Annotated in this window: 17 protein-coding genes and 1 tRNA gene; 10 read left to right on the forward strand and 8 right to left on the reverse strand. The window is 60.0% G+C overall.

Going from position 1 to position 20682, the window contains the following annotated elements; all coding sequences use genetic code 11:
• Positions 1-10 precede the first annotated feature (10 nt).
• Together VMA09_03290 and VMA09_03295 are read left to right on the forward strand one after the other, a co-directional pair.
• Positions 11-87, forward strand: a tRNA-Arg gene (locus tag VMA09_03290).
• Positions 88-474: 387 nt separating this feature from the next.
• Positions 475-1269 (forward strand): enoyl-CoA hydratase/isomerase family protein, encoded by a 795-nt coding sequence (locus VMA09_03295; GenBank protein ID HUA32603.1) that lies wholly within the window; start codon positions 475-477, stop codon positions 1267-1269.
• Between the two features lie 281 nt (positions 1270-1550).
• On the opposite strand, the gene VMA09_03300 is transcribed toward VMA09_03295, so the two are convergent.
• On the reverse strand, positions 1551-3296 hold the full coding sequence (locus tag VMA09_03300) for a DUF885 domain-containing protein (protein HUA32604.1): 1746 nt from the start codon (positions 3294-3296) through the stop codon (positions 1551-1553).
• Between the two features lie 68 nt (positions 3297-3364).
• Between VMA09_03300 and VMA09_03305 the strand changes: the two genes are divergently transcribed.
• The 8 genes from VMA09_03305 to VMA09_03340 all read left to right on the forward strand — a co-directional run bounded on the left by VMA09_03305 (position 3365) and on the right by VMA09_03340 (position 11308).
• Positions 3365-4150 (forward strand): RMD1 family protein, encoded by a 786-nt coding sequence (locus VMA09_03305; protein ID HUA32605.1) that lies wholly within the window; start codon positions 3365-3367, stop codon positions 4148-4150.
• A gap of 203 nt (positions 4151-4353) precedes the next feature.
• Positions 4354-4830 (forward strand): hypothetical protein, encoded by a 477-nt coding sequence (locus tag VMA09_03310; GenBank protein HUA32606.1) that lies wholly within the window; start codon positions 4354-4356, stop codon positions 4828-4830.
• Between the two features lie 14 nt (positions 4831-4844).
• Positions 4845-5771 carry a sugar phosphate nucleotidyltransferase gene (locus VMA09_03315; GenBank protein HUA32607.1) on the forward strand — a complete coding sequence of 309 codons (927 nt, stop codon included), beginning with the start codon at positions 4845-4847 and terminating at the stop codon, positions 5769-5771.
• A 174-nt stretch (positions 5772-5945) separates the two neighbouring features.
• Positions 5946-6173 carry a hypothetical protein gene (locus VMA09_03320; protein HUA32608.1) on the forward strand — a complete coding sequence of 76 codons (228 nt, stop codon included), beginning with the start codon at positions 5946-5948 and terminating at the stop codon, positions 6171-6173.
• 69 nt (positions 6174-6242) lie between these two features.
• Positions 6243-7031 (forward strand): hypothetical protein, encoded by a 789-nt coding sequence (locus tag VMA09_03325; protein ID HUA32609.1) that lies wholly within the window; start codon positions 6243-6245, stop codon positions 7029-7031.
• A gap of 289 nt (positions 7032-7320) precedes the next feature.
• Complete coding sequence (locus VMA09_03330) at positions 7321-8025, forward strand: Crp/Fnr family transcriptional regulator (GenBank protein HUA32610.1); 705 nt, start codon at positions 7321-7323, stop codon at positions 8023-8025.
• Between the two features lie 38 nt (positions 8026-8063).
• Positions 8064-8972, forward strand: a complete 909-nt coding sequence (locus tag VMA09_03335) for a sulfotransferase (protein HUA32611.1) — start codon at positions 8064-8066, stop codon at positions 8970-8972.
• 830 nt (positions 8973-9802) lie between these two features.
• The gene (locus tag VMA09_03340) at positions 9803-11308 is read left to right on the forward strand and encodes a right-handed parallel beta-helix repeat-containing protein (GenBank protein ID HUA32612.1); all 1506 of its coding nucleotides are present in this window, start codon (positions 9803-9805) and stop codon (positions 11306-11308) included.
• A gap of 52 nt (positions 11309-11360) precedes the next feature.
• Here VMA09_03340 and VMA09_03345 read toward each other — a convergent pair whose 3' ends face one another.
• Genes VMA09_03345 through VMA09_03375 form a run of 7 tightly spaced genes read right to left on the reverse strand, consistent with a single transcriptional unit; the run spans position 11361 to position 20680 of the window.
• Positions 11361-14189 carry a right-handed parallel beta-helix repeat-containing protein gene (locus VMA09_03345; GenBank protein ID HUA32613.1) on the reverse strand — a complete coding sequence of 943 codons (2829 nt, stop codon included), beginning with the start codon at positions 14187-14189 and terminating at the stop codon, positions 11361-11363.
• A 29-nt stretch (positions 14190-14218) separates the two neighbouring features.
• On the reverse strand, positions 14219-15625 hold the full coding sequence (locus VMA09_03350) for a hypothetical protein (GenBank protein HUA32614.1): 1407 nt from the start codon (positions 15623-15625) through the stop codon (positions 14219-14221).
• Positions 15622-16386 (reverse strand): hypothetical protein, encoded by a 765-nt coding sequence (locus VMA09_03355; GenBank protein ID HUA32615.1) that lies wholly within the window; start codon positions 16384-16386, stop codon positions 15622-15624. The genes VMA09_03350 and VMA09_03355 overlap by 4 nt, the downstream gene beginning before the upstream one ends.
• Positions 16362-17558 carry a glycosyltransferase family 4 protein gene (locus tag VMA09_03360; protein ID HUA32616.1) on the reverse strand — a complete coding sequence of 399 codons (1197 nt, stop codon included), beginning with the start codon at positions 17556-17558 and terminating at the stop codon, positions 16362-16364. Before VMA09_03360 ends, VMA09_03355 begins: the two co-directional genes overlap by 25 nt.
• Position 17559: 1 nt before the next feature.
• Positions 17560-18765, reverse strand: coding sequence for a hypothetical protein (locus tag VMA09_03365; protein ID HUA32617.1), 1206 nt, complete (start codon positions 18763-18765; stop codon positions 17560-17562).
• Positions 18756-19616, reverse strand: a complete 861-nt coding sequence (locus VMA09_03370; GenBank protein ID HUA32618.1) for a glycosyltransferase family A protein — start codon at positions 19614-19616, stop codon at positions 18756-18758. The genes VMA09_03365 and VMA09_03370 overlap by 10 nt, the downstream gene beginning before the upstream one ends.
• Positions 19613-20680 carry a GNAT family N-acetyltransferase gene (locus VMA09_03375; protein HUA32619.1) on the reverse strand — a complete coding sequence of 356 codons (1068 nt, stop codon included), beginning with the start codon at positions 20678-20680 and terminating at the stop codon, positions 19613-19615. Before VMA09_03375 ends, VMA09_03370 begins: the two co-directional genes overlap by 4 nt.
• Positions 20681-20682: the final 2 nt, after the last annotated feature.

Genomic DNA, 20682 nt, shown 5'->3' on the forward strand with positions numbered 1-20682 from the left:
CATCAAGTGCGCGCCCGTAGCTCAATTGGATAGAGCATCGGTCTTCGGAACCGAGGGTTGGGGGTTCAAGCCCCTCCGGGCGCGCCAATGAGTCTCAACGATTTTTCGCCAGCGCTCATGTCCGCAGCCCAATTCGTGGACAATTTGTGGACGTCTCTCGCGCTGACCGAATTCGATTAGCCGCGCCAACTCAAGCACACGAGGAGCGCCCCAGCTTCCCGACGAACGGGATGACGGTTCGATAACTATCGTGCGAGCGGCAAAGCACAGGCAGCGCGTATCCCCCGGCAGGATTCTGGAATGATTGATACGTTCGCTATTTCAGGGTCCAGCCGGAAAGCTGACGACCGCCTCTTTCTAGGGCACAAATTTGGCCACGGCGGTGCATTCAGCGCGGCTTGCTCCGGTTGTTGACCACTCAGTCCTCGAGGGGATAATTCGTACGGAAAATCTGCGCAGCTGTGGAAGTAAACAATGGGAAATCTTGTTGAAGTTTCTGATGCCGGACACACAAGGACTATCAAGCTTAACCGTCCCGAAAAGAAAAACGCTTTGAGCGACGCCCTGGCTTGGGGGGTGGTCCAGGCGGTGGAAGATGCGGCCAAGACCGATAGTGTTTGGGTGGTCGCAGTCACCGGCAGCGGGGATTCATTCTGCTCCGGGCTGGACCTGTCGGGAGCAGAACGCTTTTCACCCCTTTCGGCGCAATCGGCACAACTGGACGACATCAGTTGGGTCGGGCAGTTCCTGCTCTCGATCCGCAAGCGATGCGACAAGCCAGTAGTCGGCGGCATTAACGGGGTCGCAGTGGGCGCGGGCCTGGGATTGGCTATGGCCACTGACGTGCGCCTCATCAGTCGCAACGCCAGGCTGATGGCCGGCTACACTCGCATCGGTGGTTCTCCGGACGGCGGCCTGACCATTACATTGCCGCAGGCGATGGGCTACGAGCAGGCGCTTCGTTTCATGATGGAGAACCGCACGGTCGGCGGCGAAGAAGCGGTGGCGCTGGGCATGGCGGGCGAGGTGGTGGATGACGATAAATTCCAGGACCGGCTCGCAGCGTATTGTGAATCGCTCTGTCAGTGGTCGCCGATCACTTTGCGTTTGCTCAAGCGCGGTATGGTTAAATCCCTGGAAACCAGTGACTTGGAGCAGCAGTTACGCTACGAGCTATCGAATATCCGTATTGCCTTCGCCAGCGAAGACGCCAAAGAGGCCCGCACTGCCTTCTTCGAGAAACGAAAGCCGGCGTTCAAGGGGCGGTGATTGCTCCGAATGGAAATATCTCATTTGAATTTGGCGGAGAGAGCTGGCGATTCGACCGCGATTTTGTGAGAGCCGGTGAACCCAAATAATCCTGATTCCGGAATCTTCGCGATCAGTGTCGAGATATCGCGCGTCATCTGAGAGCCCTACGCCATCCTGGTAATGAGGCGGTATTATTGGCTGGTCAGCGTTATTATCGCCTATCCAGACGGACCGCCCCTTCCTGATCGCCTGGAATCGCCAGTGGCGTTGCTCTCTTGGGAGTTTCGATTTTTACTTCTCTAAAGCGCTGGGCCGGCGTTTTCGCCAAGCATCGCGCGGCGGATTAGCGGGACGGGCAGGGCGCCTTCGGCAAGGAATGCGTCGTGGAACTTGCCGAGGTCGAACGCCGCACCCTCCTGTCGCTGCAGGTCCTCGCGCAGCTTCAAGATCATCAGCTTACCGAGTTGATAGCGCAAATAGCCGGGATCGCCGGTGCCGCGTAGCGCCTCGACCTCGGCGTTGTGATGAGTCTGGTAGGCGCTCTGCTCGAAGAACGCCGTCGCTTGTGCCACCGTCATTCCGTGCGTATGCATCCTTATGCCGACCAGGTACCGGCACGCTCGCATTAGCGCCATCTGCAACTGCGCCAATCGGAAGTGCGGATCGCCGCGGTGCAGCCCCTCGTCGAGCATCATCTGCTCGCAGTAGAGCGCCCATCCTTCGACATCGGCGCCCGAGGCATAAATCTTGCGCACCAGATCCGGATTCAGACGGTTGTTGAGAAACTGCACGTAGTGGCCCGGATAGACCTCGTGCACTGAAGTGTCGGAAATCGTCGGCGGCGAGTAGAACGCGAGGAGTTGCTCCTGCTTTTCCTTTGGCCACGACGGATCGGGCAGCGTCACGTAGAAATATGCCTCGCTGGTTTTCTCGAACGGCCCCGGCGAATCCATCGAGGCAAAGGTCGTTGCGCGCATGAAAGGCGGCGTCTCGGCAACGATCGGCGGCACCATCGACGGAATCCTGGCGATGTGGTGGCTGACGACATACTCGCGAATCGCGGCGAGGCCGGCGTTGACGGACGGAATCACCTGCGACGGCTCGGGATGCTGAGTCGCCATCGCAGCGGCAACCTCGCTCGGCGTGCGGTTCGCATCGATCAACTTCGCGGTCGCGACGAACTGCTTCTGTAAACGATGCATCTCGTCCTGGCCGATTTGCTCGAGCTTATCGAGCGGAGTCGTAACCATGTCGTCGTCGGCGAGCATCTTGCTGAACGCGTCCGCGCCGATCGCATAGTCGCCCCTCGCGTGCGGGCGAAGATCGTCCTTGAGCCACTTGCCGTAACCTTCGATCGTGGCGGTCAGCGCCGAAGTCGCCTTTATAAAGGATTCCTTGTCCTTGCCCTCAGGCACCGATGCGAATGCTTCCACCAGGTCCTTGCGAAAAAATGCGATCGTCGCCGGCAGTTGCATCAACTCGATGTCAATCGCGATCGGCGGCACGCGCTCGGGCTTGAGGTTCGATTTCGCGGCGGCGAGGTTGGCGAGCGCGGCCTTCTCGCGCGCCGTCACCGCGCGCATCCTGACAGCGGCCGGCGCGAAGTTGCGCTGAATCAGGGAGTAAACGCCGGAGGTCGGCATATACATCCCTGGATCGCGCTCGTACGACTTGACCTGCTGGTTCCAAAGCAGCTCGCCATCGATCTGCGCCAGAAGCCATTCGCGGTCCGTGGCTTCAGCCGGGGTGAGGCCCGCGGGACTGACATCGCTGAATTCCTTCTTCCAATGCGTCGCATGCGAAATTACGGCTGCGATGCCTTGCCTCGATTCATCGTCAACGCGAGTGTCGAAGCGATGGTCGCCGAGCTCAGTCGCACGCTCGGGGAAGAGCTTCAGCTCCGAATCGATAAACTCTTTGACGTCGCGATTGAACTGCGCGTCAGAGGACGCGACAGGCGCAGGTTGTGATTGGGCCGGCGCGATCGGCAAAGCAAACGCGACGAGCATGACGAGAATGAGAAGTGCCGCTTTCAAAGTGCGCATGGTGTTGAGAATATTACCTGCGGCACCGATGCGATAAAGCGCTCCGGCGCCGCCGAAAGGCTCGAAGGATGGCCGCTCGGACCCACCAATTCTACGCCGTCGCGTTTGAAGAGAATTTCTCGCTGCGGCAAATTGCGCCCGCGTTCCCTGACGCGCGGGTCTCGGCGCTCGAGCTCTATTCGCCAATTGGATCTGACGGAACGATGTTCGTGTTCCCGTTCGGCGCGGTGGTAATGCTCGATGCGCCACCCGACAGCCGTGACGCCCAGCTCGCCAAGCTGCGCACGGCGCTGCCAAAGCTGACGACCCAGGTTCTGCGCGAGGACTACTCAGTCATCGAGGATCCCGACGGCCGTATCGGAATCTTCAACGGCATGCTGCACGTCGATCAGCTTACCCGCCAGCGCGCCGGAATCGTCGCGCTGACCGTCGCACAAAGCGCGGCGATGGAATACTACGAGCGTCTGACCGACGTCATGTTCGCCCGTGCGGGTCAGTTTATCGAGCGCCTCGAGAAGCGCGGCACGGTGCCGCTAAGAATCCGCCGGATGCATCGTTTCATCGGCGAGGCGATCGTGACCCGCACCGAGGTGGTTGCCGTGCTGCATCTCCTCGACAAGCCCGAGGCGACCTGGGAAGACCCGGCGATGGATCGTATATACAACGACCTGCGCGATGAGTTTGACCTCGCCGACCGCTACCGCGCACTGGAAGCCAAGATGAATAGCATCCAGCAGTCTTTGGAGCTCCTGCTCGATGTCGCCCGCGATCGGCGCCTGGTGTGGCTCGAAATCATCGTGGTGCTGCTCATCCTGCTCGAAGTCGTGCTGAGCGTCGTTCACTTCACGATTTAGTCCGCAAAGTCACGTCGCTGTCCTGGACAACGCCCGGCCGCGGCGCCGGACGCCCCCGACTTAACACAATGTTCGCCGATGATCCGTTTGCCTGAAACCTTGGCTTCGTAAGGAAAAGGGGCGGATTTATCCAAACTCCGACGCTGACCAGGGTGAGGTCCGTGCGCGTCTGAGTCGAGAGCATCCGCCTCGAGGAGTGCGCGATGACTGAGCAAGGCCCGACCCGCGGCGATACCGAGACGAGTCGCGGGTCGCTTTCCTCCCATAGCATCTTTGAACCCGGACGCCTGATGCCCGAGCAGTACGACGATCTCGTGCGCCGGCGCCGCGTAATCGATGGCGAGAAACGCCTGATGCTCGCCGTACTCGAGGACGCGATCCGGACCTACCTGCGCAACATGAACGCCAAGGACGGCGAGCGGCGGCGCGAATTTCTCGAGGTCAAGAACTGGTTCCATTCGGAGCGCCTCGGCCAGGGCAATCAGACCGTGTTCAGCTTTGAGAACTTATGCGAGACCCTCGGTATCGAACCGGTCTCGTTGCGCCAACGGCTGCGAGCGATGACGCTCGACGATCTGCCCGCGCGACGTTACCAAAACCGGCGGCATCGCCCGCTGTCGAGTCTTCGGTTTGCCAATGACCGCCCGCCGCGTCAGGCGGCGCGGTCGCTCGGGAACTGAGGAGACGCCGCAAGATGAACCCGCGCGCCGAACGTTTTGCATTGATTTTGGCGGGCGGCGATGGATCGCGGCTGAAATCGCTCACCCGTAAAATCTCGGGACACGACGTACCGAAACAGTTCTGTCCCGTGCTTGGCGAGCTGACCCTGCTGCAGCAGACGCTGGAGCGAATCGCTCTGCTGATTCCGCGTGAAAACACGCTCGCGTCGGTGACGCGAGCGCACTCGCGATTCTACGAGCCCCAACTCGATTGTGTCGCCAGCGCCAACATCGCGGTGCAACCTTCGAATCGCGGCACGGCCGCGGCGATTTTGTATCCGCTGATGAAACTGGCGGCGACCGCCGCCGAAGCATCGGTTGCGATCTTTCCATCCGATCATTTCGTCAGTGACGATCCAGCCTTTATGCACTACGTAGATAGTGCCTTGTGCGCGACCGACGAATTGCCCGATCTCATCGCGATGCTGGGTATTCGCGCGCGCAGTCCCGAAACCGGTTACGGATGGATCGAACCGGGCGATGAGCTCGCGGCCGGCGGAACGCGGCTGCATCGCGTGCGCCGCTTCTTCGAGAAGCCCGAGCGCGAGTTCGCGAACGAGCTGATGCACGCGGGCTGTCTCTGGAACAGTTTCGTGATGGCGGCGCGCGTCTCGACCATCATCCGCACGATCGCGATGGCATTGCCGGGCCTCTTCGTTCAATTCTCTGCGGTGCGGCCTGTCCTCGATACGATGTTCGAGCGGGAAACGATGCGCCGTCTGTATAACGATCTGCCCTCGGTGAACTTCTCTGAGCAGGTGCTGGCAAGTAATCCAGGCAACCTGGCGGTGATTACTGTTTCCGACGTCGAGTGGAGTGATCTCGGCGAATCTGATCGCGTAATGGCAACTCTGGCCAAGCTGAAAGTGCGTCCGGGCTGGGCAGGTTCAGCGCCTGTGTAACACAATCTCTCGCGCTGCATACCACAGATTTGTTGCCTCCGTGCTGTGCCGAAAAACTCCCGCAAGCGAAAAACCGAATCGCCTGCGGCACCTCGCGCACCATGGCCGCGAGAACAGAAGATTTGCATCGCCATTATAGTGTGCGCGTTGCTGCGAGGTGCCACCCTGCGCCTGGTGAAGTTGCAGAACGTACCGCTCGCTCTCGACCTGGACGAAGCCGTCAATAGCTACGACGCATACAGTCTTGCGCTGACTGGCAGTGATCATCGTGGCAACCATCTTCCCGTGGTGAGTCAGGGTTTCAATGACTACCGGATGGCGCTATTCGATTACTCACTCGTTCCGATGGTGAGGATGTTCGGGCTGAAGGTCTCGCTGGTGCGCGCGGCGGCTGCGCTGTGAGCATAGTCGATATAACTGCCATCACAGCGATTGCCTAGGTGCTGTTCGGGGCTTCCGTCGTACCTGTTTATGGACGGGCATCTGCCCTGGATCTGGTGTGGGGTCGAGAACACGACCGGCATGGCGAAGAGCGGAGTGCTGTTAGCAGGGCGGCTGGTGCTCGCAGCCGCGCCCGCGATGCTCGCGCTCCCAATGGGGGTCGGTATGCCCGATTCCGGCGCACCGATCGATGCTGTTCCCAGTCCGGCGATTTTGTCACCTCTCGAAGCCCCGACTCCGCAGCTGACACCAAAGATCTGGATGGCGCATCCGATGTCGCGCCGCAATCTGTTCGCCTGCACACCATGGATTCTGCTCTCGGTGCTGGGCTTGACGATTTTGATCGATATGCTCGCTTCCCATCCACTGGCGCGAAACCTCACGCTCGGAGCTTTGGCGGCTTCTTTGCTATTTCACTCTGCCAGCTTTGTGAAATACTATTTTACCGAATATCCAGTTGTCACCGCGCCATACTTTCAGTATGGAATCGAGCAGGCGCTTGCTGCTGCGCATCGATTGAACAATGGCAGCGAGTTCACAATTGTTACTAAGCGAATCAATCAGCCGTATGTATATCCACTCTTTTACGATCGCTACGATCCGGAAAAATATCAGCGGGAAAACGTTCTCAAGGCAAAGGGACTGTTCGGACCGGTAGTTCGTTTCGATCACTACGTTTTCTACGGCGCCGGCATTGCGTACAGCAAATACGATCACGGCGTGATTGTTTTTGACCCCACCGAAGTGCTTCCGGCCAAGCCGGTAACAAGAATCGATTATCCAACGGGGAATCCTGCCTATTTTATCGTAGTGAAATAGCCTGTTTTTTCACCGGCAATAGGAATTGTCGCGGGCGAGCGATGGCATGCGCCTGCCGTTAAAGATTAGATAAAGTCGCCATTGCTTAGGCTTTATTGTGCTATCGGGCGGTCTATCGATTTGACGGAAGTTACCCCGTTACTTAGATTCAGACATAGCAACGAGTCCTCACAATTTCGTAATCCCGATTAAGTGCGATTCGAATACGTATTAGGTCTTTTGCCGATTACGACGAGGGTCAAAGGAACACTATCGCGAGCTTATCTTGCTCAGAAAAACGGGGGAAACAGTGGACGCCGAGATTCCGGAAAATTGTCGTGCGCGCTTCGAGAACCAGCTCCGCGGTCTGGGGATACCGACTGATGCCGCCAAGGAGCTCCTCGATGGTCATCCGCTCGTCAACTATGGTCGAGACTCGACGATCTTCATGACCGGCACTCCCGCCGACATCATGTTTGCCGTCGTTTCGGGCTGGGTGCGTGTTTACTACAGCATCGGCTCACGTCGGATTCTCGCCAAGCTCGCAGGTCCTGGCGATGTGATCGGCCACATGGAAACTCCACGAGAGGGCGGTCCGGGACGAAGGATTTTCGAAGCCTACAGCCTTGGCAAATGCACCGTCGCGCTGGTCACGCGTGAGCATCTCGTCAGTGTGCTGCAACGCGTCGAGCGCGACGCCCTGATTCAGATCATGACTCGGCTCAATGGTTACTGGTCGATTGTCGCCAAGCGGCTCCTGACGATGCTGTTGCTGTCGTTTCGCGAGCGGTTGGAGTTTGTGCTCCACGAGCTGGCGCGCGACTTCGGCGTTCGTGACGCGCGCGGGGTGCTGCTGCGGCCGGAACTCGGTCACGACGATTTGGCCGACATGATCGGTAGCTCACGTCCGATGGTGACGCGCCTGCTTGGCGAGATGAGCGATCAGGGCCTGGTGACGCGTTGCGGCCGCAACCTGGTGCTGCTCGACCATCGCGGCATTCACGTTGCGGCCTGAGCGCGGCGGACCTCGCGCGACGCGGCTGGAGGATTGCCATGAGCCATTCGAATGGACTGGGTAATGATCGTCACGAGTTCCGCGACACGCCACCGGTTCGCGCTGAATTTGCTGCCCTGCCTGATGTGATTGCAATCGGTCCGCCGCGCACCGCGACGACCTGGATGCATCGCATTCTTAAGGGCCACCTCAACCTGGCGGAATCAGTCAAAGAGACACGGTTCTTCGACTTGCGCTATGCGAACGGAATGGCATGGTACGCAGCGCATTTTCGCAATGCTCGCGCAGGGCTTCCCACGGCTGAGATCGCTCCGACGTATTTCTACTCGTCCGACGCGCGATTTCGGATCGCAGAGCGGCTGCCCGACGTGCGCATCGTTGCAACGTTTCGCGATCCGGTCGAGCGGCTCTTTTCTCTCTACAAATTGAAGTGCGCTTCGGGGAAGATCACCGACAGCTTCGAAGCCGCCGTGGAATCTGATGACGAGATGCGCGAGTCCGCGCGATACGGCTATCACCTGGCTGAATGGATAAGCATGTTCGGGCGTAACCGGGTCCTCATCCTGATTTACGAGGACCTGCTGAGCGACCCGCAAACCTTCGTCGATCAACTTTGCGATTTCGTAGGGATCGAGCGATTCGAAGTCGATGCCGACATGCAGCAGAAAGAAAACTCCACTGATGCCGCGGTCGCGCCACGAATGGCGTGGTGGACCAAGCTCGGCGTGTCAGCCTCGGAGTGGATGCGATCGCATCGCTTCGATCGCACGATGGCTGTCGTCAGAGCCACTCGGGTGAGGCGGCTCTTTTTCGGCAGCGGACCTGAGTTGCCGACTCTCAATCCGACCTTCGTTCGCGAGCTCCACAAGCAACTGCGGCCGCAGGTTGAAGCAGTGGAACGAGCGATCGGCCACGAAATTCCAGCCTGGCGTCCTTCTGCTCTCTAGCGTGCTCGGCTAGCATTGAGCGGCGCCGCTGCGGAACGTTCGCGGCGGCGCTTTCGTTTGCCGGCCGTCGGTTTCGCGTCTTCAGGCCTTCTTTCTCCTCTGCTCGGAACACATTGATGAACTAGAGCTGCTTTTGCCTCCTTGCAATTAACTCCGAACGTCGCCATAAGAGACAGCGTCGCTTGGCAACAGAGAGGCGACGAAAGCGAGGATCCGGGGGAATGGCAAAACTTGCGGACGGTCTTGAGAAGAGGGGCGCAGGCTCCCGGACTGCGCTCACGCGCACCGGCAGCCGGCCAGGAAAAACATAATGGTCGTTTGCTGAATGGTTCGTGTTTGCGGATAGGGCGCGGAGGGGGGGCGAGCGGTAGAGGGTGCCGCTGAGAGATAGACGGAACACGCCGAGCTTCAGCCGGTGTTCGTTCTGCCCGCCTGCATCACTGACTGGAAACCTAATCGGTCTTTGGCTTAGTAGCGATGCCGCTGTTCGATGGCACGATCGCGAGACCTTGCCTTGGCGCCGGACCCGTCTATTCCGCCCGTTTAGGAAAACTCATTTCCTTTGCGGCGATAGTCATTCGATGGCCCATTACAAGCCGCTCGCCGACACAGCGAATCCCTTTCAAAATATATAATGCGCCCGGAGGTCCACTTCGCGCGTGTTATTCTAGTCAAACTCAGAGAAATGATGTTTCGTTCTCCTTCGCGTTTGTATCAAGTTGGAGCACGCGGTCTCTGCGCAAAAACTAGTATGAATCGGATCGGTGCACATCGTCGCTCGGATAGTTCATGGCTCGCGAGTTGCTCTATTGGGCTTCAGGACGGTGACGATGATGAAAACAAAATCCTCTCTCAGTCTGAGTATCCTGGCGCTTGGGATGTGTTTGTTTTCGGCCGCGCGATCGGCGAATGCGGCCAGTTACTATGTAGATCCAGCCGGTAACGATTCGAACCCCGGCAGCAGCTCTGCTGCTCCGTGGAAGACACTCGCCAAAGTCAGCGGATGGGTATTTCAGCCGGGCGATGTGATCTATTTGAAGCGCGGCGGCCTCTGGCGTGAAACGCTTACCCCCAAGAGCAGCGGGACCGCTGCGAAACCTGTCACATTCACCGCCTATGGGACCGGCGCACTTCCAATAATCAATGGTTCCAATCTTGTGACGGGATGGGAAGTCAGCACGGGCGCCACCTACCAGGCCGCACTGAATAGCGCACCCTACAACGTATACAGCGATGGTCAGCCGGAGTGGGGGCTGACAATGGCGAATTCGGTGTCGGCGATGACGGCCGGAAGCTGGTACTACAACGGCAGCACCTTGTACGTGCGGCTCGCGGACGGATCAAATCCGGCCAACCACCAGATCGAGGCGGCCATTCGTCAGAACGGAATCTTCGTCAACGGTGCGGGCTCGAATAACAACCGGGTCGCATCCGCGACTTTCAACTTCTCCGCCGGCAGCAGCGGTCAAGGTGGCAACGCGACCGCCTATATCAACTACATCACCATCGATAGCATTATGACCGAGCGGACCGGAAACTATGGTATCCAGTTCTACGATTCGGTCGCTCCGCTAATCAGCAATTGCATGCTCATCCAGAACGGAACCGGGCAACAGGACCTGGGCTACTACAACGCTCTCTATGCTGACATTGCTCCGAACGCAATCTACAAAGGCAATACCGTGTTGTATGGCGGTGGTCACAACGCAATTCAGATGCAGCGCGCGGACGGCGGCCAGATATTGAACAATACCGTTACTGAATGGAATCACAACGGTATAGACGTGAAGCTTTCCAAGAATATCCTGGTCCAGGGCAACACCGTTCACGATGCCAGCGTGGGATCCGGGCTTTATACTGAATACGTAGTGAACTACGACGCCGTGGAGAACATCATCTACAACGCGCCGATGGCAATCCAGCCCAATTTGCAGACGAGTGCGTATATCTACAACAACTCGATGATGAATACGACGCAGGGCGGAATTTATCTCGGACCCGCCAATGGCGGCAGCGCTGAGGTCGAGAACAACATCACGATGGGCACCGTCATGGCGCTGCAGAATGCCGGCGGCTATGCCTTGACCGAAGACTATAATGACTGGGGACCGGCGTCTCAGACGACGCAGGTAAAGCTAGGTCCTTCTGCGGTCAATGCAACGAAATTAATGACGATGGCGGGTCATAACAACGACATCAGCGCCAATCCGATGTGGGTATCGGCTCCGACGAAATTTACACTGCAGCCCGCCTCGCCATGCGTGAACGCCGGGACCGACGTCGATCTGCCGTATAAGGGCAAAGCCCCGGACATGGGTGCGGTGGAAAGCTACTAGCTATAGACGCGAAATCTGCGCGAAACGCCCCGGGAGATCTCGGGGCGTTTTCTTATGGGCAGCTGGCGTTGGTGTAGCGATCGCCGGTTCCATAGCCGGCGCGCTGATATTCGGCGATTCCTTCGAAGATACGTTGGCCCAGTTTTACGTTGGCTGAGCCCCATGCGTTGTCGTCTTCAACGATCGCATCCTGACCAGCGTCGATCAGGGCAAATCGAACGCCGGCGGCGCAGTTATCTGAGATCGTAACGGTCGCGCCGCGCGGCCCGACGTAGATTGCGGTAGAGGCGCCCAGGATGAAGTTGCCGGTGATAGTCGCGGACGTACCGAGATTTGCCTGCACACCGGTGACGACGTTCCGAATAGTATTGCCGGAAACGGTGAGGTTCCGATCGAACTCGCCGTAAACTCCGCTACCTGCCACGGAGTCGTGTGCGGTATTTCCGGTAACTACGACGCCGGTCGATTCCTTGATATCGAGACCGTTGTGAAACCAGTTCTGTACCTGGTTTCCAGCGATTCGAGCACCATCGGCGCGCTGGCAGTTGATCGCGTTGCCATGACCGCCACTGTAGGCGATGGTGTTGTTCTCGAAGCGCGCGCCCGGTCCGAGATCAACGTGAATGGCATTGTGGTATTTGATATCGCGACGACCGGGGCCGGTTTCGTGCACAGTGCAGTTGCGGACAACGGGATTAATCGAATCGTAAAAATGGATTCCCCATCCGGCAGTGCGGCGGACTTCGATGCCGTCAACTACGATGTGCCCGATTCTGCTTTCTATTGTGCCCGTCCTTCCGCCGTTCCCGCCGCTGTATGAGTAAGAGATCGCAGGCACTCCATTGTTGTTCGGATGGGCACCATCGACGATGATTCCATCTTCGCGTACAGCCGCCTCGATAGTCTGCGACGTCGGTTGAGCATCGCGCGGAAAGTGAAGGAAGAGGCGCCCGGCCTCCCAACGCCAGCCGCCGGGGGCGATGTCTCCGTTCGATGGCGAGTAGTTCAGACCCCAGCCCCACTCACTCCCAACGTATACGTTAGCTGCCGGGCTTTCGCACGGCGCCGACCAAACCCCGTCGTGTTCCAGTCGCCATCCTGAGATAACGTCAGCGCCTGAAATGATCGGCGGCGGCCCGGACCCATAGCGAGTAATAGTGATCGGATGATCGACGGCGCCGCTGCTATGGAGCGCAAGGGTTCCCCGCCATGTATCCCCTGCCTTGAGCGCAACGACATCGCCCGGCGCAAGGACCGCGTTACTCACTTTTGCCAGGCTCCGCCAGGGAGTCGCAGGATCGGTCCCCGGGTTCGAATCAGTTCCGGAGGCGTCGATGTAGTAAGTACGGGCTGAGGCCGATCTCGCGATGCCAGTAAATATCACCCCGAACAAGACTGCGCCCGCCAGCGCTGATGCGAGATGTGAAACGGTCTGCGAAGTCGCTTCCGCGGGCTCGTGAGCGAGAGTTAGAAGCCGCCCGCGCTCTGCCAGGGCCCAGACGAGGGCCAGCGTGACGCCGGAGGGAAATATACAATCGCTCACATCCGCTTCGGCCATCGACCGAATCAGCATCGGCACGACGATTAGCAGGAACGCGGGCTTGAGATTCCAGGTATCGGTGTTGCGCCGAAATAAATCGTGAAACGGTCGCAGCGTCATGAATAGCCAGAGTGCCAACGCGGGTATGCCAAGCCCGATGGCGCGCGACAAGTACTCATTGTGCAGCGAGCTGCGCGGCCCTTCGTACCACGGTCCCCACCAGATAGGAAAATAGCGGCTACCGAAGATCGCACCGTCAACCTGGTAGCCATAGCCCAACAGCGGCCGCTCCCACATACGAGCGATGGTAAAATGCCAGATGTCGGTGCGTCCGGTCAGAGTTCCCGCGCCACGGAAGAAATAGTCGGACTCGAAGGTTGCGAGTAATACGAAGGCTCCGAGGGCCACAGCGACGCACGCGACGAATCCTTTGACGCGATAGCGCCAGATCGCATAACAGGCGCATCCGGCGCCGATCGAGACCAAAACCGATCGCGAGTCCGCCATCAGCGTCAAGATTAATCCCAGCACGACGGCCGCTCCCGCCCATCGCCGACGCAATCCGGTAAACCGCAGCCATCCGACGAGGCCGACTGTCACCGATGGAAGGGTAATGGCGCCGACCTGGTTGGGATTTTCGAAGAGCCCTTTGAAACGCGGAACGCCGAAGCTCTCGGGATCACCTGCTACTGGATGGGACCACGTGATGCTGGATGGCAGTACCAGTTCCGCCAGCGCGAGTATCGCCATAAGGGCGGACAACGCGAGCAACGCAAGGAACAGTGATTCGCTTGCGTCAGATTCGTCGTTGACCTGACCGATCGCCGCGATCAATGCGACGAACGACAACACAGAACCGACCAGTCGCGCGGCGCTGTAAGCCGGCGCGATTGAATAGCTAATGGTTACAAGTGCCCATCCGAAATAGACTGCGTAAAGACGAAAACATCCGCGTCCAAGCAGTCCGGTTCGCATCGCAATCGGAATTGCCGGTGTGAGCAGGATTGCATAGAGTGAGTATCGCACCAGCACCCGCATGCTGTCGTCGAGCGGGATTAGCGAAGGAATCTCCTCGATCACGATCAGCATCAATATCAAGTAGATCGGCGTGCGAATGAGCACTTTGACGGATCGGATAAGAGTCGCGGCGATGATCAGCGCGCCGATCGCGAGGGCAATTTTCGGCGCGAAGTAACCCAGTACCAACAGAGTCGCCGCGGCCAGCAAGCCGCCGGCCGCCAGTGCGAGGCGGCTGCGCACGTGAGGAATCACTTCGTGAAGTGGACTTTCGTCGGTCGCATCACGCACAGCGACTGACGCCTCGAAAAGGTCTAGTCCCATATTAGGAAACCGACCCGCTCACCCGCGGGCTATGCCAGCATTTCCTGCGCTATTGCACAGAGCGTCATCGGCCGCAGCTTCTTTTCGGCCGCGAAACTCACGATTCGGTTAAGATCTGATTCGTTGCCGCTCTTTTGGAACGGACCTGGAAGCCGACCGAGCCCCACGCCCTGGGGATGCACCGTCGCGATGATCGGCATACCGAGAGCGGCCAGCGCGAGCATCCTGCCGCGGTCCAATAGCCGCGCTGCGAAACGCCGGAAAATCGGAAAGTACCGGCCGTAGATCGGCTGCATCGGCGTCGACATCCGTAGATAACCCGGCAACGCGGTTTCATATGCCGGCTGGGTGAATGGATTTTCGAACGACGCAACGAAACCGGCGCGATGAACGGCATCAATCACTGCCGGACTGTGCCTCTCGTAAGGAAAGATAATGACTGGCTGGAACCTTACTCCATAACGGCGCGCGATCTCGTCCACGTTCGCTCGTCCGTGCGCGAGTTCCACCTGCGGATCGCGCAGCTCGCTATGATCGATATGACGATTCAAACCGTGCCACACGAAGCCAACATTGAACCTCCCAGTGGTCGCGACGTAACTGCGCGGCGGATGCGTTTGCGAGGGAATCCAGGCGAAGTCGAGATGGACTCCCGAAAGCCGCGTTTCTAACTGACTCAGCCATCGCTCGAGACCGCCAGTCTGAAAGAAATCAAAATTGGCGGGGCGATCATCGAGCACGATGTCGAACGGCACGCGATGCTTCGTGCCGCGGCCGCATGCGCGCTCGACGGCGATGAGTGCTGCCGTTTCCCACGGGCGCATCGCAGTCGTCGCCAGGCGCTCGATGATCGGCGCTTCAAGAGCGGCCTCGGCCAGTTCGTCAGCCTGCAAGTCGCAGATCACGATCCCCTCGTGACAGGGCATCGCAAATGAGATCGGAAGCTCGCCGCCCTCGGGGCCACGGGCGAATGCCAACGGCTCTGCGGGCTCAGCCAGTCCGAGCGCACGCTTGAACGCGAAACGCCCTTGTCCGGTCTCATTCTCGAGCGCGGCTGGAATCAACGTGCCATATCCTATTCGATACGAGTCTGCGGCGAGTTCGGTCGATATCTTGAAGCTCAGACGAATTGGAGTTTTGATCGCGACCGAGCGCCCTGGAGCAAAACCGCCGCGGATATACATCGTTGCGCCATGGCGAACCAGTGCGGTTACCTCGGCGGCTACATCTCCCTCGAGCGAGTCAGCAGTTGCGCCACTCAGCGCGACGATCGTCGATCGAGGCGCAGCCGCCGAAATCGAAGGCCGTGCGCCGTGGGCGAGATCGACCAGCTCTTCGCGAAAGCCTCGCAAATGCGCATACTGCCTGGCGATGAGCGGTGGCGTCTCGCGCCGCGAATCGTAGATCAAAATACCGACTCTGTTGGCCGCGTTCATGGCTTGCCCGCCGCATGCGCTTCGCTCTTAACTTCGCGCTCGAGCTCGGTCGCGCGCCGCTCGTTGGACGCGAGAATCGCTTCGAATAGCGGCGACGGCTGGAGCATGCTCAGCAGGTTCAGGTTGGGAACGACGCAGTGTCCTCCGATAAATCCGGGGTAGTAGCGCACCCGCGGCAGAAAACTGATTTCGTCGAAAAATGTGATCGCCTGGTCGTAATCGGCGCCCAGCGCCTGCGCGTAGCGATTGAGCTCCTGCGCGAACGCAATCTGCAGGCCGAAATAACTCGTCTCGGCGAGCTTGGCGAGCTCGAGCGTTTCGACCCGATCGATTCGCGCGACACCGAATCCTGCCGCCTTGAAATGCTGCTCGGCTTCGTCAGCCGCGCCGCGTTCGGTCGCAGCAACGAATTTCACGTAGCGCTTAAGATCCTCGACCATTCGCGCATGCTTGCCGCGCACCGGACTGAAGGCGATACGCATGCCGGTGGCGCCCGCGATAATCCGCGTCGTGCCGGGCAGCACGGTACTGTTGATGATTGTCAGATGCGGCCGGAAGCGCTCGATGTATCCGACCGCGGTCTCGACGAAGTGATCGCGGCTGCGGAACGGAAAGCACAAATGCATCACCCCGACCTTGGCCGTGATCTGCTGCGGCTGGATATCCAGGCGCAGCACGGGCCCCGCGCCTTGCAAAATTGTCGCGAGCGGTCCGCCGACTTCGCCGACGCCGACTACTAGTGTGGTCTTTGAAGGCTCCACGATGTGAGTTCCCCTTTTTGAATCAGCGCATCGATTGCGCGATAAAAGCTCTCGCGCTGAGTGTCCCACGAAAGGCGAGCTCCCGCGGTGTGCGCTCGCGCGGCCATCTCAAGTCGCTCAGCAGGATTGTCGTGCATTTCGAGGATCGCGCCCGCGAGATCTTCGATATTTTCCGGGTCGAAGAAGCGAACTTCGCGCGGCCCGAAATAGTGCTCGATAGTGCGCAGCCGCGACGCGATAACCGGGATTCCGAGCGCCGCGTACTCGAGCAGCTTGACCGGCAGCATCAGGTTCGTCGCGTGGGTCGAGCGCTGCGGCACAAGGCCGACAGTCGCGTCCGCGAATGCCGCGGGCAGTTCGACCGTCGGCACCAGGCCGCGAAACTCGATGCGATCGTCAACACGCAGCTCCTTTGCCAGAGCGACGACATCGTCGTAGCAATCCCCGTCGCCGATAACGAGCATCTCGAGCTCCGGCAGCCGATCGCGCAGTAGCGCAATCGCGCGCACCACGAGATCGAGTCCCAGCCGATGCGCCACTGTGCCATGGCATACGAGCTTGAACTTCGCTCCCGGGGCTGGCAGCGCCCGCTCGGCGCCGAAGATTCGAAAATCGGGACCATTGGCGACGACAGTGATCTTCTTGTCAGGGATTCCCACTGCGATAAGACGCTGACGATGGGGTTCGTGAACCGCGAGCACCTGGTCGGCGAGCCCTGCACACAGCCGCTCCCCCTTCATCAGGAGTCGCGCGCCGAAGGCGCCGCGCTCGTCACCAAACTTGTCGAGGTACAGCTCGGGCATCGTGTCGTGGATATCGAGCAGGATGCGGCTGCCGAAAATTCTGAGCGGCACGGCGCACAGCACCGCCGCATCCGGCATCGTGCAAATAATCACGCCGTCGTAAGGGCGCTTGCGGCTGCGGCCGATCGCGAGCGATGCCGCGCGGCCGAAAAAGCGCCCGTAGACTTTCAGGTACGAGGAATGACTTGCGCCGCGGTAACGCGGCACGTCGATTCCAACGAGGTTGACGCCGTTCAGCTCGACCGGCTCGCCCGCCGCGATAACGATCACATCAATTTCGTGACCGCGCTCGGCGAGCGCCTCCGCATGACGGTGCACGCGGGCGTCGTGAAGATAGGTCGTGTACGCGACCATCAGGAAGCGCGCCACGTTACACCTCGCTCCACAGCGGACCGTCGCTCAGGCGCTGCGCGCTTGCGCGCCCGGCGCCGGCGCCCGAAATCGCCGGCGCGCCGTCGCGAAGCTCAAGGCTCATCGCCGAGCGCTCGCGCCACCATCGCGCGACTTCTCCAGGCAGCGCCCGCCATGCTCCCTCAATATCGGCGAGGCGCTTCAGCAGCTCCTCGTAAGCTGATCGATAATCATCTGTCCACAGATAGTCAGGATGAGTCAGGACGAGGATCATGCCGCCGCGCTTGGCGATCCATCGCGCTTTTGATTCCCATACCGGCAGGGGGTCGCGATGCAACACGTTGAGCAGCGTATGGTCCTGCGGCAGGGTGTACGGCAGCTCGACCATCGAGCCCAAAAAGAACGGGAAGTGACTCAGCGAGCCGCCCGGCTGGGGCTCGAACGGATCGACGTCGGAGTACGAGGCGTCGTAATCGAAGTCCATCGCCGCGATCCATTCCGCGACCCGCAGCGTCGACGGGGAGCGGAAGCCGCGCAGATCATGCTCGCGGGCGATTCGCTCAAGCCGCGGCTCGAGTTCGAGAAAATCGCGCCGGCTGCGGAAGAGCCGCCCGTCGTGGCTGAGACCGTGAGCGCCAATCTCAAATCCCGCCGCGCGCAATTCCTCGAACTTCGCCCAATCGATCGGATACTGGCCGAGCGGCACGTTCCACGACGAGCGGAAGCCGTAGCGATCTTCGAGCTCCGCCATCGCGCGCATCCGCTCGACTCCGAGCGGGCTTTCGACGTCGTGAGTGAGCACGATAGCGGTGCGGTAGGGCGCGGGCCACGGCGCGATACGCCAGGAATCAGTCGCGCCAATCGTTGCCAGCGCGCTCTGAAGCCATCCGCGCCAGAAATCGAGCAGCGTGGTTTCGATCGGCCAGGCCGGAAATTCGACGCGCGGCCGCGACATCACCACCGCGCGCATCGTATTGCGCATCTCGCGCGGAATGAAACGCTTGACCGCGTAATAGTATTTCATCGTCGAGGGTGGCCGCCGCGCCGCCGGCGCCAGGTAATGCTCGTGCAGATACCATTCGGCGATCGCCTCCGAACCGCGCAACGAGCCGCCGAGCGCCGCGCGAAACTCCTCGGGCAGTTTCCAGAACGTGAACGCGTCGTTGCGCGCGAGCGTTTCTTTGCCCGCGCGCTCGATTGCCGCGAAACCAGCCGTCATCGCCATACCGATTCCCTCATCGTGAGGCGCCGCCATTGCTGGTCGCGCACAAAGCGCACGATCTTCTGGTCGACCAGCACCGGCTTGCGCTTGAGCGCGGCCAGAAAATATCCCGCCAGCATCAGTAGGCCGCAGATCGGAAATGGCTGCTCAAGGCTGTTGCCAACGGCGCGCGCGATCATGAAAAGCGGCGAGTATCCTGATTGCCACGCCGCCTCGCCGACCGCGAGCCGTCCGCGCCACAGGCCGCGCGCGCTGTTAGTGGTGCGTCGATGGTAAGCCTGGATATGGCGAAAGCTGCGCGTGCGGTATCCCGCCATCATCGCGCGCACTTCATCAATCGTGTCCCAGCCAAGGCCCGATTCGAGTCCGCCGATCGCGTCGAAACAGGCGCGCGAATAAACCTTGCTCGGACCGCGGGTATGAAACTCCGGAGCCCGCGCCGCGGCCCATTCGCCGCCGCCCTCGGGCTCGAGCAATTCGCCGCTGGCGATCCCGAGCTTCGGATCGCACGCGAACTCGTCGAACAGGAGTTGCAGATAGTTTGGGCCAAAGAGCATATCGGCGTCGAAACGCACCAGAAACTCGGCGTCGCCCCATACGTTCGAATCGAGAAACCGCATGATGACGGATTCGCCGCCGGGCTCACGTTCGCGATCCCGTGGCAGATGTTTGGGTTCGATAAACGGGTAACGCGCTGCAGCCTCGTCGATTATCGCGCCAGTAAGGTCGCTCGATCCGTCGTCGATAATGATCCACCGCTCGGGCAACGTCTTCTGCGACGTCATCGAGGTGATAAGCCCCGGGATGAACGCCTCTTCGTCGCGGGCCGGTGTGATCGCGATATACTTCGTCATGAGAGATACCTGTAGATAAAAGCGCTGAGTCCCTCGGCGACCGGGCGTGGCAGTTTGGGCCACAGGCGCATCGCAAGTGCGCGTGTGCCGGTGACATGCTCTGAGCTGATGTTGCCGGGCGGGTCGGGCGTGAAAACGTAGGGCAGCGGCGACGGCTCGGCGCCATGCTGCCGCTTGAAGTTGACCAGTCCCTTGTTGCGCATATCGGTGCGACCGACGTCGAAGCGGCGATGCGTGCCGAGATGGCTGAGGATCAATTTCCGGATTAGGATTTCTGTCGCACCTGTGCCCGCGTCATGCGCCCGCGCCATCCACTTGCCGTAGATACAGTCGCGATGCGTCAGCGCGAACTCGACTGCGAGGTCGCGCCCGGCGTGGATGGTGAACCAGATTTGCGCGTCGTCGCCCATCCCTTTTGCGATCGTGCGGAAGAAGCCGGCGGGCTGCGTGGGCAATCCCTTTTGCCTCCGCGAAGTAACGATCAGCTCGTAGAAGCGCCTGAGCCCATCGGCGCCATCGACTCGCTCGACCACGAATCCCGAGGTCTCGGCGCGCCGAATATGGGCGCGAAAATTACGGCTGAAACGCTGCTGGATTTGTTCGGCGCTACCCTCGGTATTGACGATCCAGCGTTGGAACATCTCAAATTTGTGCCACGGCGCGGGCGCGTCGAAGCCGCGCACTTCGATCGGCGGCAGGCCTTGCTTTGCCGCAAGCTGCGCCATCAGAATTTCCGCCGCTCCCGGCTCATCTTCGAGCGGCGCGCAAAAATCCGAATAGGGCAGTGCCACGAGCTTCTGGCGCCAGAATTGCGACGATTGTGCGAGCGGCACTCCGGCCAACATCGCCCCTTGCGGACTTCTCAGCGCCGCCACGTAAATCCTGAAGCGGTACGCGGCCAGGATCGACTCGATCCAGCGACAGGTATGAAATACGGTCGCATCCGGCGAGCGCTCGACCATCGCGATCCACTCCGCGCGCGCCGTGCTCCACGGCTCGAGCTCGACGCGGCCAATTTCCAGTTGAGTTTCAGCGCTCTTGCGCGCGAGATTTCCTTGATTCATTC

Source organism: Candidatus Binataceae bacterium, from assembly GCA_035508495.1.
In the GTDB taxonomy this organism is placed as follows: domain Bacteria; phylum Desulfobacterota; class Binatia; order Binatales; family Binataceae; genus JASHPB01.

What these genes read in the sequence shown, in the direction of transcription:
- VMA09_03370 (HUA32618.1), bottom strand. Translation starts at nt 19,616, where the DNA reads ATGACGAAGTATATCGCGATCACACCGGCCCGCGACGAAGAGGCGTTC.
- VMA09_03310 (HUA32606.1), top strand. Translation starts at nt 4,354, where the DNA reads ATGACTGAGCAAGGCCCGACCCGCGGCGATACCGAGACGAGTCGCGGG.
- VMA09_03300 (HUA32604.1), bottom strand. Translation starts at nt 3,296, where the DNA reads ATGCGCACTTTGAAAGCGGCACTTCTCATTCTCGTCATGCTCGTCGCG.
- VMA09_03295 (HUA32603.1), top strand. Translation starts at nt 475, where the DNA reads ATGGGAAATCTTGTTGAAGTTTCTGATGCCGGACACACAAGGACTATC.
- VMA09_03325 (HUA32609.1), top strand. Translation starts at nt 6,243, where the DNA reads ATGGACGGGCATCTGCCCTGGATCTGGTGTGGGGTCGAGAACACGACC.
- VMA09_03345 (HUA32613.1), bottom strand. Translation starts at nt 14,189, where the DNA reads ATGGGACTAGACCTTTTCGAGGCGTCAGTCGCTGTGCGTGATGCGACC.
- VMA09_03350 (HUA32614.1), bottom strand. Translation starts at nt 15,625, where the DNA reads ATGAACGCGGCCAACAGAGTCGGTATTTTGATCTACGATTCGCGGCGC.
- VMA09_03305 (HUA32605.1), top strand. Translation starts at nt 3,365, where the DNA reads ATGGCCGCTCGGACCCACCAATTCTACGCCGTCGCGTTTGAAGAGAAT.
- VMA09_03335 (HUA32611.1), top strand. Translation starts at nt 8,064, where the DNA reads ATGAGCCATTCGAATGGACTGGGTAATGATCGTCACGAGTTCCGCGAC.
- VMA09_03340 (HUA32612.1), top strand. Translation starts at nt 9,803, where the DNA reads ATGATGAAAACAAAATCCTCTCTCAGTCTGAGTATCCTGGCGCTTGGG.
- VMA09_03365 (HUA32617.1), bottom strand. Translation starts at nt 18,765, where the DNA reads ATGGCGATGACGGCTGGTTTCGCGGCAATCGAGCGCGCGGGCAAAGAA.
- VMA09_03315 (HUA32607.1), top strand. Translation starts at nt 4,845, where the DNA reads ATGAACCCGCGCGCCGAACGTTTTGCATTGATTTTGGCGGGCGGCGAT.
- VMA09_03375 (HUA32619.1), bottom strand. Translation starts at nt 20,680, where the DNA reads ATGAATCAAGGAAATCTCGCGCGCAAGAGCGCTGAAACTCAACTGGAA.